13 protein-coding genes and 1 pseudogene are annotated in these 16,351 nt (G+C 69.4%); 7 read left to right on the top strand and 7 right to left on the bottom strand.

Annotated features, from left to right (window positions below; all coding sequences use genetic code 11):
* Positions 1-41: 41 nt before the first annotated feature.
* From AB0B29_RS27465 to AB0B29_RS27445, 5 genes are all read right to left on the bottom strand, one after another.
* The gene (locus AB0B29_RS27465; RefSeq protein ID WP_062928190.1) at positions 42-494 is read right to left on the bottom strand and encodes a heat shock protein transcriptional repressor HspR; all 453 of its coding nucleotides are present in this window, start codon (positions 492-494) and stop codon (positions 42-44) included.
* A 5-nt stretch (positions 495-499) separates the two neighbouring features.
* The gene (dnaJ, locus tag AB0B29_RS27460; RefSeq protein ID WP_362244144.1) at positions 500-1,684 is read right to left on the bottom strand and encodes a molecular chaperone DnaJ; all 1,185 of its coding nucleotides are present in this window, start codon (positions 1,682-1,684) and stop codon (positions 500-502) included.
* Between the two features lie 33 nt (positions 1,685-1,717).
* Positions 1,718-2,374 (bottom strand): nucleotide exchange factor GrpE, encoded by a 657-nt coding sequence (gene grpE / locus AB0B29_RS27455; RefSeq protein ID WP_362244143.1) that lies wholly within the window; start codon positions 2,372-2,374, stop codon positions 1,718-1,720.
* The gene (dnaK, locus tag AB0B29_RS27450) at positions 2,371-4,230 is read right to left on the bottom strand and encodes a molecular chaperone DnaK (RefSeq protein WP_362244142.1); all 1,860 of its coding nucleotides are present in this window, start codon (positions 4,228-4,230) and stop codon (positions 2,371-2,373) included. Before dnaK ends, grpE begins: the two co-directional genes overlap by 4 nt.
* A gap of 94 nt (positions 4,231-4,324) precedes the next feature.
* Positions 4,325-5,344, bottom strand: a complete 1,020-nt coding sequence (locus tag AB0B29_RS27445) for an MraY family glycosyltransferase (RefSeq protein WP_362244141.1) — start codon at positions 5,342-5,344, stop codon at positions 4,325-4,327.
* A 318-nt stretch (positions 5,345-5,662) separates the two neighbouring features.
* Here AB0B29_RS27445 and AB0B29_RS27440 point away from each other — a divergent pair, with 318 nt between their 5' ends.
* Positions 5,663-7,987, top strand: a complete 2,325-nt coding sequence (locus AB0B29_RS27440; protein WP_362244140.1) for a (Fe-S)-binding protein — start codon at positions 5,663-5,665, stop codon at positions 7,985-7,987.
* Here AB0B29_RS27440 and AB0B29_RS37800 read toward each other — a convergent pair.
* Together AB0B29_RS37800 and AB0B29_RS27430 are read right to left on the bottom strand one after the other, a co-directional pair.
* The gene (locus tag AB0B29_RS37800; RefSeq protein WP_436845898.1) at positions 7,953-8,228 is read right to left on the bottom strand and encodes a DUF6086 family protein; all 276 of its coding nucleotides are present in this window, start codon (positions 8,226-8,228) and stop codon (positions 7,953-7,955) included. The genes AB0B29_RS27440 and AB0B29_RS37800 overlap by 35 nt on opposite strands.
* Positions 8,229-8,394: 166 nt before the next feature.
* Positions 8,395-9,168 carry a pentapeptide repeat-containing protein gene (locus AB0B29_RS27430; RefSeq protein ID WP_362244139.1) on the bottom strand — a complete coding sequence of 258 codons (774 nt, stop codon included), beginning with the start codon at positions 9,166-9,168 and terminating at the stop codon, positions 8,395-8,397.
* On the opposite strand from AB0B29_RS27430, the gene AB0B29_RS27425 reads away from it, so the two are divergent.
* The 6 genes and pseudogenes from AB0B29_RS27425 to AB0B29_RS27400 all read left to right on the top strand — a co-directional run bounded on the left by AB0B29_RS27425 (position 9,167) and on the right by AB0B29_RS27400 (position 16,272).
* The gene (locus AB0B29_RS27425; protein WP_362244138.1) at positions 9,167-9,967 is read left to right on the top strand and encodes a YwqG family protein; all 801 of its coding nucleotides are present in this window, start codon (positions 9,167-9,169) and stop codon (positions 9,965-9,967) included. The genes AB0B29_RS27430 and AB0B29_RS27425 overlap by 2 nt on opposite strands.
* Positions 9,968-10,499: 532 nt before the next feature.
* Positions 10,500-11,771: a nucleotide sugar dehydrogenase gene (locus AB0B29_RS27420; protein ID WP_362244137.1), complete on the top strand. Its 1,272-nt coding sequence runs from the start codon at positions 10,500-10,502 to the stop codon at positions 11,769-11,771.
* Between the two features lie 127 nt (positions 11,772-11,898).
* Complete coding sequence (locus tag AB0B29_RS27415; protein ID WP_362244136.1) at positions 11,899-12,063, top strand: hypothetical protein; 165 nt, start codon at positions 11,899-11,901, stop codon at positions 12,061-12,063.
* Position 12,064: 1 nt separating this feature from the next.
* Positions 12,065-13,357, top strand: coding sequence for a glycosyltransferase family 2 protein (locus tag AB0B29_RS27410; protein ID WP_362244135.1), 1,293 nt, complete (start codon positions 12,065-12,067; stop codon positions 13,355-13,357).
* 332 nt (positions 13,358-13,689) lie between these two features.
* A pseudogene (locus AB0B29_RS27405) lies at positions 13,690-13,826 on the top strand (TerB family tellurite resistance protein); the annotation flags it as partial.
* Between the two features lie 316 nt (positions 13,827-14,142).
* Positions 14,143-16,272, top strand: a complete 2,130-nt coding sequence (locus tag AB0B29_RS27400; protein WP_362244134.1) for an MMPL family transporter — start codon at positions 14,143-14,145, stop codon at positions 16,270-16,272.
* Positions 16,273-16,351: the final 79 nt, after the last annotated feature.

Raw genomic sequence — 16,351 nt, 5'->3', positions numbered from 1 at the left:
GCCGGGAGTCAACTCCCGGCCCCTTCACCTGCGTACGCGCGTCAGTCGGACTGCTGCTGCCGCTTCGGCCGCCACACCACCAGCGCGCTGGTCTGCTGCACCTCCTGGTAGGGCACCAGGTCGCGGCGGTACGACGCGTGCACCGCGGCCTCGCGCTGGCGCATCGCCGCCGCCGCACCGTCGAGCGCGTCCTGCATCTCGGCCAGCCGGGCCTGGAGCGCGGCGACCTGGTTCTCCAGTTCGATGATGCGCTTGATACCGGCCAGGTTGATGCCCTCGTCCTGCGACAACTGCTGGACGGTGCGCAGCAGTTCGATGTCACGGGCCGAGTAGCGGCGGCCCCGGCCGGCGGTGCGGTCCGGGGAGACCAGACCCAGCCGGTCGTACTGGCGCAGGGTCTGCGGGTGCAGGCCGGACAGCTGGGCCGCCACCGAGATGACGTAGACCGGGGTTTCCTCGGTCAGTTCATACGGATTGCGCCGACGACCGTCCATCTGACTCATGCTCCCTTCGCGGCCTGGAACAGATCCGCCCGCGGATCCTCATCCGCAGTCGCCTCTCGGTACGCCTCGAGTGCGTCACGAGCCTTCCCCGACAGGTCCGCCGGAACACTCACCTCCACGGTGACCAGGAGGTCGCCGCGGGTGCCGTCCTTGCGGACCGCGCCCTTGCCCCGGGCGCGCATGGTACGCCCGTTGGGCGTGCCCGGCGGCAGCTTCAGCGTGACGGGCGGGCCGCCCAGGGTGGGCACCCGCACCTCGCCGCCGAGGGCCGCCTCGGTGAAGGTCACCGGGACGGTGACCGTGAGGTTGTCGTCCTTGCGGCCGAACACCGCGTGGGCGCCGACGTGCACGACGACGTAGAGGTCGCCCGCCGGCCCGCCGCGCTCGCCCGGCGCTCCCTTGCCGCGCAGCCGGATCCGCTGGCCGTCGCTGACGCCCGCAGGGATGCGCACCTGCATGGTCCGCGAGGACTTGGCCCGGCCGCTGCCCTTGCAGACCTCGCAGGCGTTCTCCGCGATCAGGCCGCGGCCCTTGCAGTCCGGGCAGGGGTCGGTCAGGGAGAAGCCGCCGCCGCTGCCCCGGGCGACCTGCCCGGTGCCGACGCAGGTCGGGCACACGCGTGGTGTGCCGTTCTTGTCGCCGGTGCCCGAACAGGCCTTGCAGGGCGACTGCGAGGACATCCGCAGCGGGACGGTCGCGCCCTCGATCGCCTCGGTGAAGCTGAGCGTGACCTCGGACTCGATGTCCTGGCCGCGCCGCGGCTGGGTGCGCGTCCCCGCGCCCGCGCCGCCGCGGTTGAACAGGCCCCCGAAAACGTCACCGAGCCCGCCGCCGAAGCCGCCGGCCCCCTGGCCGCCGCCCTGGGCGCCGCCTCCGAAGAGGTCACCCAGGTCGAAGTTGAAGGAGCCGCCCGCGCCGCCCGGCCCCGGGCGGAAGCCGCCGTTGCCGAAGAGGGCGCGCGCGTCGTCGTACTCCTTGCGCTTCTTGGGGTCGCCGAGGATGTCGTTGGCCTCGGAGATCTCCTTGAAGCGCTCCTCCGCCTTGACGTTTCCCTTGTTGGCGTCCGGGTGGTTCTCGCGGGCGAGCTTCCGGTACGCCTTCTTGATCTCGGCCTCGGTGGCGTCCTTGGGGACGCCGAGGACCTTGTAGTAGTCCTTCTCGATGAAGTCCTTGGTGCTCATCCTCGACGCCCCTCCTTCCCTTCGTCTATGACGTCAGCCCTCGTCCGGGCCACCGCTCTCCTTGTCGTCGGCGTCGGCGGACTCGTCCGCCTTGACCGTCTGCGCCCCCGGCTGGGGTTCGGCCACGGCCACCCGCGCGGGGCGGATGGTGCGCTCGCCGATCCGGTACCCGGGCTGCAGAATCGCCACGCACGTCGTCTCGGTGACGTCCGGTGCGTAGCTGTGCATCAGGGCTTCGTGGATCGTCGGGTCGAAGGGCTCGCCCTCCTTGCCGAACTGCTGCAGGCCCATCTTCGCCGCGGTGCTCTCCAGCGACTCGGCGACGGACTTGAAGCCGCCGACCAGTTCGCCGTGCTCGCGCGCGCGGCCGATGTCGTCGAGCACGGGCAGGAGCTCGGTCAGGAGGTTCGCGATGGCGATCTCCTTGACCGCGATCCGGTCGCGCTCGACCCGGCGGCGGTAGTTCTGGAATTCGGCCTGGAGGCGCTGGAGGTCCGCCGTGCGCTCGGTGAGCGCCGTGCGGGCCTGGTCCAGCTGGGCCACCAGAGCCACGTCCTGGCCCGTGTCCCCGGCCGGGGCCTCCCCCTCCTCCGCGGAGGGGGAGGCGGCCTTCGGCTCGGCGTCTTCGGAGGTGGCGCCGGAAGGGACGTCGGGCTGCTGCTCGTCGAAGCCCGGGGTCTCCTCCGTCACGCGGCACCGTCCTTCCGGTCCTCGTCGACGATCTCGGCGTCGACGACGTCGTCGTCAGCGGCCTTGGCACCACCGGCGGCGGCGCCCGCGTCACCGGCGGGACCACCGGCGGCCTGGGCCGCACCCGCGTCCGCGTACATGGCCTGGCCGAGCTTCTGCGAGACGGCCGCGACCTTCTCGGTGGCGGTGCGGATCTCGGCGGAGTCCTCGCCCTTGAGCTTCTCCTTCAGCTCGGCGACGGCTTCCTCGACCTCGGTCTTGATCTCGCCCGGGACCTTGTCCTCGTTGTCCTTGAGGAACTTCTCGGTCTGGTAGACGAGCTGCTCGCCCTGGTTGCGGGACTCGGCGGCCTCGCGGCGCTTGTGGTCCTCCTCCGCGTACTGCTCGGCCTCCTGGCGCATGCGGTCGACCTCGTCCTTCGGCAGCGAGGAGCCGCCGGTGACGGTCATCTTCTGCTCCTTGCCCGTGCCGAGGTCCTTCGCGGTCACGTGCATGATGCCGTTGGCGTCGATGTCGAAGGACACCTCGATCTGCGGGACGCCGCGGGGCGCCGGCGGCAGACCGGTCAGCTCGAACATCCCGAGCTTCTTGTTGTACGCCGCGATCTCGCGCTCGCCCTGGTAGACCTGGATCTGCACGGACGGCTGGTTGTCCTCGGCGGTGGTGAAGATCTCGGACCGCTTGGTCGGGATCGTCGTGTTCCGCTCGATGAGCTTGGTCATGATGCCGCCCTTGGTCTCGATGCCGAGGGACAGCGGGGTGACGTCGAGGAGCAGGACGTCCTTGACCTCGCCCTTGAGGACACCGGCCTGCAGCGCGGCGCCGATGGCGACGACCTCGTCCGGGTTGACGCCCTTGTTGGCGTCCTTGCCGCCGGTCAGCTCCTTGACGAGCTCGGCGACGGCGGGCATGCGGGTGGAGCCGCCGACCAGGACGACGTGGTCGATCTCGCTGATGGAGATGCCGGCGTCCTTGATGACGTTGTGGAACGGCGTCTTGCAGCGCTCCAGGAGGTCCGCGGTCAGCTGCTGGAACTGGGCGCGGGTGAGCTTCTCGTCGAGGTGCAGGGGGCCCTCGGCGGAGGCGGTGATGTAGGGCAGGTTGATCGAGGTCTCGGTGGACGAGGACAGCTCGATCTTCGCCTTCTCGGCGGCCTCGCGCAGACGCTGCAGGGCCATCTTGTCCTTGCCCAGGTCCACGCCGTGGCCGGACTGGAACTGCTGGACCAGGTAGTCGACGATGCGCTGGTCCCAGTCGTCACCACCGAGGTGGTTGTCACCGTTGGTGGCCTTCACCTCGACGACGCCGTCGCCGATCTCCAGCAGCGAGACGTCGAACGTACCGCCACCGAGGTCGAAGACCAGGATGGTCTGGTCGTCCTTGTCGAGGCCGTACGCCAGGGCGGCCGCGGTGGGCTCGTTGACGATGCGCAGCACGTTCAGACCGGCGATCTCGCCGGCCTCCTTCGTGGCCTGACGCTCGGAGTCGTTGAAGTACGCCGGGACGGTGATGACCGCGTCGGTCACCTTCTCGCCCAGGTAGGACTCGGCGTCACGCTTCAGCTTCTGGAGCACGAAGGCGCTGATCTGCTGCGGGTTGAAGGGCTTCCCGTCCAGCTCGATCTTCCAGTCGGTGCCCATGTGACGCTTCACGGAGCGGATGGTCCGGTCCACGTTCGTGACCGCCTGGCGCTTGGCCACCTCTCCGACGAGCACCTCACCGTTCTTGGCGAAGGCGACGACGGACGGCGTGGTCCTGGCGCCCTCGGCGTTGGTGATGACGGTGGGCTCGCCGCCCTCCAGAACGCTGACGACGGAGTTAGTCGTGCCCAGGTCGATGCCGACCGCACGTGCCATGGTTGATTCCTCCAGCTGACTTGAGTGGAACGGACTCAAGTGTGCACGACGACCCCCAACCGGTCAACAGACGTGAGTCGGGCAGGCTCAACTCTTATCCGCTCCTTACACGCAACGGCGCTCTGACCTGCGTCGATACACTGCGTCGAGGACTGTGCACCGGTACACGCGAGAGTGTGAACACCACCACGAGCGCCCCTCCCGCCACCCACCACAGGGCGCTCGCCCCGATCCACTCGGCATGCGCGAGTACCCCGACGAGCATCCCGGACAACGCCCCGATCCCCAGCAGCAGACTCGCCCCCGGCGCGGTCAGCCCCAGCCGCCGCAGCCGGTGCGCCAGATGATCGGGCCCGCTGCGCGTGACGCTCCGCCCGCTCAGCCGCCGCGACGCCAGCACGAGGACGATGTCGGCGGCCACCACCGCGGTCAGCGCGAACAGGACGCCCGCGCTCTCCCCCAGCCCGAACCCGGCCCGGGCGTACACGGTCCCCACGGCGATCACGAATCCCGCGGCCATGGACCCGCAGCCGCCCAGCGCCACCCGCGCGGGATGCCAGTTGTGGAGGAGGAAGCCGGTCAGCGCGGCGGCCAGCACGCTCATCAGCCCCGCGATGCCGTCCATCACCTCGACGGCGGCACAGGCCGCCGCCCCGAAGGCGCCGACCACCCCGACCGTACCGGCCAGCCCGTCGGCGTGGTCGAGCCCGCGGAACCCGAACACCACCGCCACGACCCACAGGACGGCCAGCAGCCCGGTCCCCACACCCGTCTCCCCGTACGGCACGACACACGCGGCCGCCACGGCCGTTCCGGCGGCCAGCACCCGCCGCCGCAGCCGCCACACGTCACCGGCGAGCCCGAGCAGGGCGACGACCCCCGCGGCGACGAGCACCCCCCGCGTCCCCTCCGCGGCGGGCGCGACCCCCAGCCACTCCCCGCCCCCCACGACCAGCCCGGTGACGAGCACGACAGCGAGCCCCCCGGACAGCGGCACGTCCCGCTGCCGGCGCCGCTCGACCAGCCGCAGCCGCAGCGCGGGGACCCGCAGGGCGGCGGCGAGCACGGCGGTGAGGACGAGGGCGGTGGCGGCGGCGGTGATCCCGTAGAGCACGGATATAAGTTAGGCGGGACTATGACATTTCGGTATGAATAACACGACGGGATGGACGACCAGATTCACAACGGGACGCACACGTCGCGACCGGTCGCACCACGAGACGCATGACGGATCCCGACCGGATCCGGTCGGGATCCGGTCCGCTCCTGAGGCAACCCTCAGCGATTCAGATCACTGCCCACCCGGCTACAGTGCGGCGGAGGATGAGGGTAGTCTCAGACGGACTGCATAAGTTACCGCTTAGTAATCTCGGGGAACCCTGCAAAGTGACAGGTCACCCGACTTAACCCCTCGCAGGCCCGAGGAGCCCCCATGCAACTCGCCGCGATCATCGTGTCGCTGGTACTGACCGTGGTCGGCGTCGCGCTGCTCGCACGCGCGATCGGCCAGTTCGTCCGGTATTTCAAGCTGGGCCAGCCGGTCCCGGCCGGCACCCGGACCGACAACCCCTACCAGCGCAGCGTGACCCTGGTGAAGGAGTTCCTCGGCCACACGCGCATGAACCGGTGGGGCATCGTCGGTGTCGCGCACTGGTTCGTCGCCGTCGGCTTCCTGACGCTCCCGCCGACCCTCGCCCAGGCCTTCGGCCAGCTGTTCCAGGCCGACTGGGTGCTGCCGGTCATCGGTGACTTCCTGCCGTTCGAGCTGTACATCGAGTTCATCGGCGTGATGACGGTCCTGGGCATCGCGGTGCTCATCGCGATCCGCCTGGCGAACCTGCCGAACCGGCCCGGCCGCAAGTCCCGCTTCGCCGGCTCCAAGGCCGGCCAGGCCTACTTCGTCGAGTACGTCATCCTCACCATCGGCCTGGCGATCTACGTGCTGCGGGGCCTGGAGGGCGCGCTGCACCACGTCGACCACTACGAGGCGTCGTACTTCGCGTCGTACCCGCTGGTGCTCGCGTTCAAGGGCCTGAGCGTCTCCGCGCTGCAGAACCTCGTCTACCTGGTCGCGATGATCAAGATCGGCACCTCGTTCATCTGGATGATCGTGGTGTCGCTCAACACCAACATGGGTGTGGCCTGGCACCGCTTCCTGGCGTTCCCGAACATCTGGTTCAAGCGCGAGTCGAACGGCGGCACGGCCCTCGGTGCCCTGCAGCCGATGACCTCGGGCGGCAAGCCGATCGACTTCACCGACCCCGGTGACGACGACGTCTTCGGCGTCTCCCAGGTCGAGCAGTACTCCTGGAAGGGCCTGCTGGACTTCTCCACCTGCACCGAGTGCGGCCGCTGCCAGTCGCAGTGCCCCGCGTGGAACACGGGCAAGCCCCTCTCCCCCAAGCTGCTGATCATGTCCCTGCGGGACCACGCGCACGCCAAGGCGCCGTATCTGCTGGCCGGCGGCGGCAAGACCATGGAGGGCGAGGAGAAGGCCTCCGAGGAGCAGCTCGCCTCGGTGCCCGCGGCAGCGCTGGCCGAGGCCGAGCGCCCCCTGGTCGGCACGCTGGAGGAGAACGGCGTCATCGACCCGGACGTCCTGTGGTCCTGCACCACCTGCGGCGCCTGTGTCGAGCAGTGCCCGGTGGACATCGAGCACGTCGACCACATCGTCGACATGCGCCGCTACCAGGTGATGATCGAGTCGTCGTTCCCGTCCGAGGCGGGCACGATGCTCAAGAACCTGGAGAAGAAGGGCAACCCCTGGGGCCTGGCGAAGAAGCAGCGCCTGGAGTGGCTCAAGGAGGTCGACTTCGAGGTCCCGGTCGTCGGCAAGGACATCGAGGACCTGTCCGAGGTCGAGTACCTCTACTGGGTCGGCTGTGCCGGCGCCCTGGAGGACCGCGCGAAGAAGACCACGAAGGCCTTCGCGGAGCTGCTGCACATCGCGGGCGTCAAGTTCGCGATCATGGGCGGCGACGAGAAGTGCACGGGTGACTCCGCCCGGCGTCTCGGCAACGAGCCCCTGTTCCAGGAGCTCGGCATGGAGAACGTCATGGCGCTGAACATGGCGTTCGGCGAGGAAATGGACGACGAGGGCAAGGTGGTCGCCGAGTCGGCGAAGCCGAAGTCCGCGAAGAAGATCGTCGCGACCTGCCCGCACTGCCTCAACACGCTCGGCAACGAGTACCCGCAGCTCGGCGGCGACTACGAGGTCATCCACCACACGCAGCTGCTGCAGCACCTCGTCGACGAGGGCAAGCTGATCCCGGTCACGCCGGTCGAGGGCATCATCACGTACCACGACCCGTGCTACCTGGGCCGCCACAACAAGATCTACACGCCGCCGCGCGAGATCATCGCCAGCGTCCCGGGCATCCGCAACGAGGAGATGCACCGCCACAAGGAGCGCGGCTTCTGCTGCGGCGCGGGTGGCGCCCGGATGTGGATGGAAGAGCGCATCGGCAAGCGCATCAACAACGAGCGCGTCGACGAGGCACTGTCGGTCAACCCCGACATCGTCTCGACGGCCTGCCCGTTCTGCCTGGTCATGCTCACGGACTCCGTCAACGGCAAGAAGAACGACGGCAAGGCGAAGGAGTCCATCCAGGTGGTGGACGTGGCCCAGCTGCTGCTGGACTCGGTGAAGACGCCGGTCCCCGTGGAGGAGACCGACGACGACTCGAACGACGACGGTGAGCCGCCGGCCGGCACGTCGGACTCTACGAGCGCGCCGGAGCCGGAGCCGGTGAAGTAGACGATCTCACCTGGTCGTTCCGACCCTCCCGAAGCCCCCTGCCCGACGACCGGGCGGGGGGCTTCGGCGTTCCCGGCGGTCCGGCGGGGAGCCGGCGCGCCGCGCGAGCGCGACCGCCGTCGCCACGATCCCCTCGGAGAGCGCCGGTGCCGACATCGAAGACCTCGACCTGCCGCACGAAGAGCCGGCCGGCCCCGTTCGAGGGATTCCACAGCGTCTCGTCACCGACGTCGAAGCACATGCTCATCGTCGTTCCCCCTGCTCAGGCGCCCGGTGCAGGGTAGAGGATCGGGCAGGTGGTGGGCGCCCGGGTAAGAGGGCGCCTCGGGGCCAAGGCCCGGACGCCGGGGCAGGACATCTCCACGAGTTGCAGTACGAGTTCGCGGCGGAGTGACACGCATCGATGGCTAGCTCTGGGAGGGGAAGCCCCGAGCGCCCTTGGTGACCGCGCCGGCGAAGTCGGCCGTCGACAGGTTCTTCGCGCCGGTGAGGTCGGCATCGGTCAGGTCCGCTCCGGTGAAGTCCGCGTCGCGGAGGTCGGCCTGCCTCAAGTCCGCTCCGCGCAGGATCGCGCCCGGCAGACTCGCACGGACGAGACTGGCCCGCTGGAGACGGGCACCCGGCATGTCCGCCCTCGTCAGGTACGTGTCCTCGAAGTGCGCGCCGGTCGCCTCGATCCGCCTCAGGCGGGTTCGCACGAGGCGCGAACGAGCCAGGTCGGCATCGCTCAGGACAGCGTCCGCCAGCTCGGCCCCGTTCAGCGTTGCCTCCCGCAGCACGGTGCCCGCCATGACCGCCCCGGCCAGACCCGCACCTGCGCACCGGTCTGACCGACCGAGACCCACGTGAACAGCAGGGCGACGAGAGCCGCGATGCCCGGGATCGATGACGCCGTCAGTGCCGCCCACTGCAGTCGGCTTCCTGCCGGACGGTCCTCTGCGGGAGAGCGTCTCGTCGGCCCGGAACTTTCGCGACGCGCCCTTCGATGGGAGATCCGGCGCAGCTGTGCCGTGGTGCTCTGCCTGGTCATAGAGGCTATGGAACCTGGCGGGGAGAGCGGGACCGGCGTACCGCCGGCGGAACGGACGGCGGTTTCGGGCGAACGGCCGAACTCTTGCCGCCCACGAAGTCTCCGGACCCGCCCTGGCGGGGCGGTTGTGAGGTTGGCAGGATCCCTCCATGCAGTTCGACGATCACGGCAGCCTCGACGACGTCTGCGTCCAGCGGCTCGGCGAGAAGGCCGGCCGGCAGTTGGCCGCCATGGCCCGTCGCGGCTTCCGGCTGATCCCGGCCACGGACGGGGCAGGGGCGACAGGCCGGTGTCGGCTCGGTGGTCCCGCTCTGCTCGAACCAGGGGCAGTCTGGCCCGAACTGAGCGGTGTTCCGCTGTCTCTGCACGCCGTTCTGGACACCGATGCCCTCGCCCCCTGGCTGGGTCCCGAACTGCCCGTGCGGCCGGGCCTGCTGAACTTCTTCTACCTGGATCCGGACCTGCCGTACGAGGAGTACCGCAAGCTGGACGTGTACCAGCCCGGGGTGTGGCGCGTCATTCCCGCCGACCCGGCACGGGCGGTCACCGTCACCGCCCCCCGGCCCGCGCGGAGTTACCCGGCGGTGCCCGTCCACGCGGTCGGGGTGACCATGCTCCCGGACTGCTGGGACGTCGAGGACGGCGACCTGGAGTACGACCGGGACGAACACTGGGGAGTGGCCTCGCTGTTCCTCACCACGATGGCGGATCTCGACGGCAACACCGCGGGCAGCCACTGCGCCTTCGGCTGGCCCGACACCTCGCACACACTGCCGGTGTCGTCCCGGGACGCCGACGGCACGGCGGCCGTCCATCTGCTCCAGCTCGCCGAGGACACCGAGCTGGGGTGGGGCTGGGGCGACGCCGGGACGCTGTACTTCACCATCCCGGCCGCGGCACTCGCGGCCGGCGACTTCGACCGGGCGGTGGCCCAGCTCATCTGCGGCTGATACGACGCCCAGTGGACGACCATGGCCGACTCGAGCGGCCGTGCCACCTGGGCTGACCGCGGGTAACCGGTAGCCGTGCGGGAGCCGTGCCTGCGCCGTACGGGAGCCGTGTGATGCGGTGGTACGGGGGGCGCACTTGGGGGCGCGCGATATTCGCGAATGCACTTGCCGGGCCCCCTTCGCAGGGCCGCCCCCGCCAAGGGAAGTGAAGATCGCGGACCGCTGCCGAGGTTGCCCGCGAGCAATTGACTGAGCGTCACCCTTTAACCAAAGCCGCCCGTCGCACACTTCACACGTCTCGAAACAGTAAAGAGGGTTCCGTTCAGCGAATTCTTGTTGAACCATGAAGGTCCACAAATAAGGGGGGTTTGTGAAGATCGCCGGTTGCGCTTTGCGCACGGTCGGGCAAGGGGGCCCGGCAGTCCGGTGACGCGGCGGTGGTGCCGTTCCCACGCCGCTTCTCACGCAGTACCACGCCACGGCCGCCTGCCTCAGGAACAGACGGCCGTACTTCAGGGGTGAGGAATCCACCATGCACATATGTGTGCTGGGGCAGGGCTATGTCGGCCTGCCCCTCGCCGTGAGGGCCGCCGAGGCCGGGCACACCGTCACCGGTTATGAGCCCGACCGGGCGCGTTGCACGGCGCTGGCCTCCGGGTCGTCGTACGTCGAGGACATCGGCGACGAGCGGCTGCGGGCGGTGCTCGACTCGGACGCCTACTACGCGACCTCCGACCCGCAGGACCTCAAGGGGTTCGACGTCGCCGTCATCACCGTGCCCACGCCGCTCACCGACCGCGCCCCGGACCTGAGTTGCGTACGGGACGCCGGCCGTGCGCTCGCCGGGTGGATCGAGCCGGGCGCCACCGTCGTACTCGAGTCGACGACCCACCCCGGCACCACGCGTGACGTCCTCGTCCCGCTGCTGGAGGAGGGCTCCGGCCTCGTCGCGGGGCGGGACTTCCACGTCGGGTTCAGCCCCGAGCGCATCGATCCCGGCAACCCCGACTGGCGCCTGGAGAACACGCCGAAGATCGTCGCGGGACTGACCGAGGGCTGCCTGGAGCGCGTGAAGGGCTTCTACGACACCGTCACCGACGTCACCGTGCCCGCCTCGGGACTCGAAGAGGCCGAGCTGGCCAAGGTGTTCGAGAACACCTACCGGCACGTCAACATCGCGCTGGTCAACGAGCTGTCGCGGATGGCGCACACGCTGGGCGTGGACGTCTGGCACACGCTGGAACTGGCCGCGACCAAGCCCTTCGGGTTCACCAGGTTCCTGCCCGGGCCCGGCGTCGGCGGGCACTGCCTGCCCATCGACCCGGTCTACCTCAGCCACCACGTCAAGGCACGGCACGGGCAGACCTTCCGGCTGATCGAACTGGCCCAGGACATCAACGAGAGCCAGCCGGACTACGTCGTACGCCGCCTCCAGGACTCCCTCAGCCGGCGGTTCCGGCGGAGCGTGCACGGCGCGCGGATCCTCGCGCTCGGGGCGGCCTACAAGCCGGGCACCTCGGACGCCCGTCAGTCCCCGGCCGTGGAAGTCACCGACCGGCTGCGGCAGATGGGGGCGGACGTCACCGTCGTGGACCCCTACCTGCCCGAGGGCGGCAGCCGGACCATCCCCTTCGCCGCGGAAGCGGAACACGCGGGCACGGGCACGTGTGTCGCCGATTTCGACGCGGTCGTCCTGCTCACCCCGCACGACGAGTTCGACCTCGAACGGCTCGCGGCGGAGGCCGCCTTCGTGCTGGACACCCGCGGCGTGATGGCAGCGGCTCCACACATCGAGCTCCTCTGAGGCGCCCGGCACAGCCCACTCGCCACGCCTACGGCCGTACGCCGAGCACGCCAGGAGCGTACGGCCTCCACCTCACGACATACGCCGGGCTGCTTCGCGCTGCCTGAGACACCGAAAGGACAACGACATGGGTTACGACGACGGAGCACTCGCCAGAACCGGCGTAGGCGCCTTCACGCTGTTCGGCGCCAGCGTCTCGCTCAACTGGGTCCTCGCCGTCGCGGTGACACTCGTCCTGGTGGGCGCCTTCACCTACCGGGCTGTCACCCGACGCCAGCGAGGGCGTGCCTGACATGTCCAACCGCACGTCCAAGCGGGGCCGTCGGGCACCGTGGCAGACCTGGGTCTGTGTGGCCGCCACTCTGGCGGCCACGGCCTGGACCCTCATCTACCACTTCTACTGGAGCACCCAGCCCTGGGGGACCGCACTGGTCTTCTACTGCGCCGTCACCGCCGTCCTCATCTACTCGCTGGCCGCGGTGATCAAGGGTCGAAGCTTCACCCACCTGCCCGCCCATGAGGGACGGGTACTGGCCATCGTCCCCGCGTACAACGAACCCTCCGAGGCTCTGCACAAGACCGTGTGGGCGCTCATCAACCAGGTGCGCCCGCCCGACGCGATTCACGTCGTCGATGACGGCTCCAGGATCCCGGTGGTCCCCTTCGACCATCCACTGGTCACCTGGCACCGCCAGGACAACGCCGGTAAGCGTGAGGCACAGGCGAACGTGCTGCGCACCGTGGACCCGTCGACGTACGACCTCATCATGACCGTCGACTCCGATTCAGTCGTTCACCGCATGGGGCTGTGGCACTGCCTGAAGGCCATGTCGGACGTCCGTGTCCAGGCCTGCACCGGTCTGACACTGGTCTCCAACTACACGCACAGCCTGCTCACCCGCGTGATCGATCTCGAGATCGTCACCTGGTGTCTGGTCACCAGGATGGCCCGCTCGCAGGTGGGTGCGGTCGCCCCCACCTCGGGCATCCTCGCCGTCTACCGCAAGGAGCTCGTCCTGGAGAACCTGGACGACTATGTCACCTCGGGAACAGCGGGTGACGACCGGCGCTTGACCCACTACGCGCTCCAGCGCGGCCAGGTGGTCGCCGTGAACGAGGCCTGGGTCTACAGCAGCATGCCGACCGACATCAACGAGCTGTTCACGCAGCGCGTGCGGTGGTTCAAGTCGTACTGGCGCTATGTCGGCTGGGAGCTCACCAACTTCTCGGCTGCTCCCCTGTTCTTCCGGCTTTACGGCCTGGTCGTCACCGCCACCATGCCGATCCTCTACGTGTGGGTTCTGTTCGTGCTGCCTTACCACACCGACTACAAGCTGCTCTTCCTGCAGGGTCTCGGCTACTGGCTGATCATGACCTACGCCCAGACCGGGATGTACGCAGCACTTCGGCCCGAGCTGTCGGCTCGCCAGAAGATCGTGGCCTGGATCTTCCTCACACCCCTCGTCACCTTGCTGAACCTGCTCATAGTCCGCCCTGCCATGTACTGGGCCCTCACCCAAGCCCGCACCACCCATTGGGGCACCCGCAAGGTGAACCTCCCGGTGCCGGTCGCCGAACGTCCTTGAGTGGGCGGTGCCGACACTGGGAGTGCCGGCACCCCATCGACATCAGCGGCCCAGCCGCACGACCTCTGACGTCGCCACATTTCACAGGGACATTCTGATGACAGACGACGATTTGGAAGAGTCCGTTCGCGCGCGCCTGTTTTCGCTCGCCTCCGGCTCCATCAGCCCCGAGGCAGCTTCGGCGTGGGCACTGCGGGTCATGGATTCCGACGCGCCGGAGCTGCGGGACGAGAGAATCCGGACCGCCCTGGACCGACTGTCCGGCGCGGACCTCATGGAGGGACCTGGGCAGTATCTGCACGCCAGGGAGGATTTCGACGCCTGGGCCCACCCAGGGCGCCCGTATCGCTCTCGCCGACGGGCCGTACAGCCTGCCGAACGGGAGACCCTCGCTACGGTGGCCGCTGCGCTGACGATCTGTGCGGATGATGTGACGCGACTGCTCACGGCGGCGCGGACGCCGTCGTGAGCCCCGGGTGGGCCCAGGCCCCTCGCGCCCTCCCGACGGGGGACTGATTCTGCTGCGGGTTGGTGAGGGCTGGTCGCTCCCACTCTCGGCTTCGCTCGAGCGGGGGAACCCCATCGCGGCGGTAGCCGCAGATCGAAACAGCCCCGCACCCCTTCTGGGGCGGCGCGCCGTCCGCCGACTACTCCCCAGGGAGTAATCCGCACCCGCCGTCACCCCCGGCAGTACGCGTCACCTCGCCCTCCCGCCCGACGAAAGCCGCAGCTCTCACCGGAAGTCTGGGGACCGAAGCAGACGTCACCCGGAGGGAGATCGGTCGATGAGGGCCGGAGAGACAACCACGACGAGGACGGGGCGCGGGCGAGCCGTTCCATGGGCGGTGCTCGGGCTGTGGATTGCCGTGATCGCGCTTGTCGGGCCGTTCGCGGCGAAGCTCGCCGACGTGCAGCACGACAAGGTCACCGACTACCTGCCGGCGAGTGCGGACTCGACGCAAGTGGCGAAGATCGAGGAGAAGTTGCCCGGTGGCGAGACCACCGAGATGGTGCTCGTCTACCACCGGGACGGCGGACTCAGCGCCGCCGACCGGAAGACCGCGGCCGGGCAGGTCGCGGAGATCACCCGACAGCACGAGCTGATCGGCGGTACTCCCAAGGCGATTCCGTCCAAGGACGGCACGACCCTGATGTACCCGGTCGCCAGCAACGAGCCCGGGGCGGACGAGGAGAAGCAGGACAAGCTCGTAACCGACGTTCGCAAAGTCGCCCAGGGCGAAGGCGGGTTGAGCGTCGATGTGGGCGGCACCGGCGCGCTGGCCACCGACTCCGGCGCGGTTTACGACTCGCTCGGCGGACCGCTGCTCTACACCACCGTCGCCGTCGTAGCCGTACTGCTGATCCTGATCTACCGCAGCCCCGTGCTGTGGCTCGTGCCCCTCGTCGCCGCCGGGATTGCCGACTACATGTCGATGGGCGTCGCCTACGGCCTCAACCAGGCCTTCGGCACGACCGTCTCGGGGCAGAGTTCGGGTGTGATGACGATCCTCGTGTTCGGGGCGGGCACGGACTACGCGCTGCTGCTCATCTCGCGCTACCGGGAGGAGCTGCGGCGCATCGAGCGACCGTACGAGGCCATGGTCGCCGCCCTGCGCGGCTGCGGGCCCGCCGTGCTCGCCTCCTCCGGCACCGTCGCCGCCGGACTGCTGTGCCTGCTCGCCGCCGACCTCAACAGCAGCCGGGGCATGGGCCCGCTCGGCGCCGTCGGAGTGCTGTGCGCGCTGATCGCGATGATGACCCTGCTCCCCGCCATCCTCGTAGTGGTCGGACGGCGCGTGTTCTGGCCGCTCGTGCCCGCCTTCGGGAGCACGCCCAAGCAGCGGCGCAGCCTGTTCTCGGCGATGGGCAGCTCCGCCGGACGCAGGCCGCTGACCGTACTCGCGAGCGGTGCGGTACTGCTCGGCGCCCTCGCCCTCGGCTCGTTCAACCTGCCGGGAGCGCTCAAGCAGGAGGACTCCTTCGTCAAGAAGCCGGAGTCCGTCGTCGCGATGGAGACCCTCGCCAAGTCCTTTCCCGACAGCGGCAGCCAGCCCATCGACGTGATCACTCCGCAGGGGCGCGCCGACGAGACCCTTGCGACAGTCCGCGGCACACCGGGCGTCGGCAGCGCGGAGAAGGGGCGTACGGGAGACGGCTGGACCGAGATCTCCGTCTTCGCCAAGAGCGCACCCCAGTCGGCGGGGGAGACCACCACCATCAAGTCCCTGCGGGGCAAACTGAAGGGCTCCTACGTCGGCGGGGACAGCGCCCAGCAGATCGACCTGGAGGACACCAACGCCCGGGACACGAAGATCGTCGTACCGCTCGTCCTCGTCTTCGTGATGCTCATCCTGATCGGGCTGCTGCGGAGTCTGGTCGCACCGCTGCTCCTGGTGGTCGCGGTCGTCGCGGTGTGGGGCGCCTCCCTCGGGATCGGCGGACTGGTCTTCGAACCGCTCCTCGGCCTCAAGGGCACCGATCCGGGGCTCGGACTGCTGTCCTTCGTGTTCCTGGTCGCGCTCGGCGTCGACTACGGCATCTTCCTCATGCACCGGATGAGGGAGGAGTCCCTGGCGGGAGCGGAACCGGCCACGGCGGCACTCACCGCACTGCGCACCACCGGCGGCGTCATCGCCTCCGCCGGACTCGTCCTCGCCGCGACCTTCGCCGTGCTGATGAACATGGGCCTGGTGCAGCTGGTCCAGCTCGGCTTCGTGATCGCCGTCGGCGTCCTGCTCGACACCTTCCTCGTACGGACGTATCTGGTGACCAGTGCCAGCGTCGCCCTGGGCCGGAAGGTGTGGTGGCCGGGCGGGCTCTCACGGCAGCCCGGGCCGGCCGAACCGGCCGGGTCGAGCGGAAGGGGCGGGCCGACCGAGCCGCCCCGGCAGCCGGAAACCGTCAGTGCACCCTGAGCACGCTGTCCGAAGGCCCGGATCGAACGCTCTGATCGAGCACGTTGATCGTGCACCTTGATCTGGCGGGCCCGCCCAG

The sequence above is a fragment of the Streptomyces tibetensis genome (assembly GCF_040647715.1).
Lineage (GTDB): Bacteria > Actinomycetota > Actinomycetes > Streptomycetales > Streptomycetaceae > Streptomyces > Streptomyces tibetensis_A.
Note: the sequence above shows the minus strand (reverse complement) of the source record. Positions and strands in the feature narration are given on the sequence as shown.

Coding starts and splice junctions, on each gene's coding strand:
- AB0B29_RS27465 (WP_062928190.1), bottom strand. CDS start 494: ATGGACGGTCGTCGGCGCAATCCGTATGAACTGACCGAGGAAACCCCG.
- dnaJ (WP_362244144.1), bottom strand. CDS start 1,684: ATGAGCACCAAGGACTTCATCGAGAAGGACTACTACAAGGTCCTCGGC.
- dnaK (WP_362244142.1), bottom strand. CDS start 4,230: ATGGCACGTGCGGTCGGCATCGACCTGGGCACGACTAACTCCGTCGTC.
- AB0B29_RS27440 (WP_362244140.1), top strand. CDS start 5,663: ATGCAACTCGCCGCGATCATCGTGTCGCTGGTACTGACCGTGGTCGGC.
- AB0B29_RS37800 (WP_436845898.1), bottom strand. CDS start 8,228: ATGTGCTTCGACGTCGGTGACGAGACGCTGTGGAATCCCTCGAACGGG.
- AB0B29_RS27425 (WP_362244138.1), top strand. CDS start 9,167: ATGCAGTTCGACGATCACGGCAGCCTCGACGACGTCTGCGTCCAGCGG.
- AB0B29_RS27430 (WP_362244139.1), bottom strand. CDS start 9,168: ATGGAGGGATCCTGCCAACCTCACAACCGCCCCGCCAGGGCGGGTCCG.
- AB0B29_RS27420 (WP_362244137.1), top strand. CDS start 10,500: ATGCACATATGTGTGCTGGGGCAGGGCTATGTCGGCCTGCCCCTCGCC.
- AB0B29_RS27415 (WP_362244136.1), top strand. CDS start 11,899: ATGGGTTACGACGACGGAGCACTCGCCAGAACCGGCGTAGGCGCCTTC.
- AB0B29_RS27410 (WP_362244135.1), top strand. CDS start 12,065: ATGTCCAACCGCACGTCCAAGCGGGGCCGTCGGGCACCGTGGCAGACC.
- AB0B29_RS27400 (WP_362244134.1), top strand. CDS start 14,143: ATGAGGGCCGGAGAGACAACCACGACGAGGACGGGGCGCGGGCGAGCC.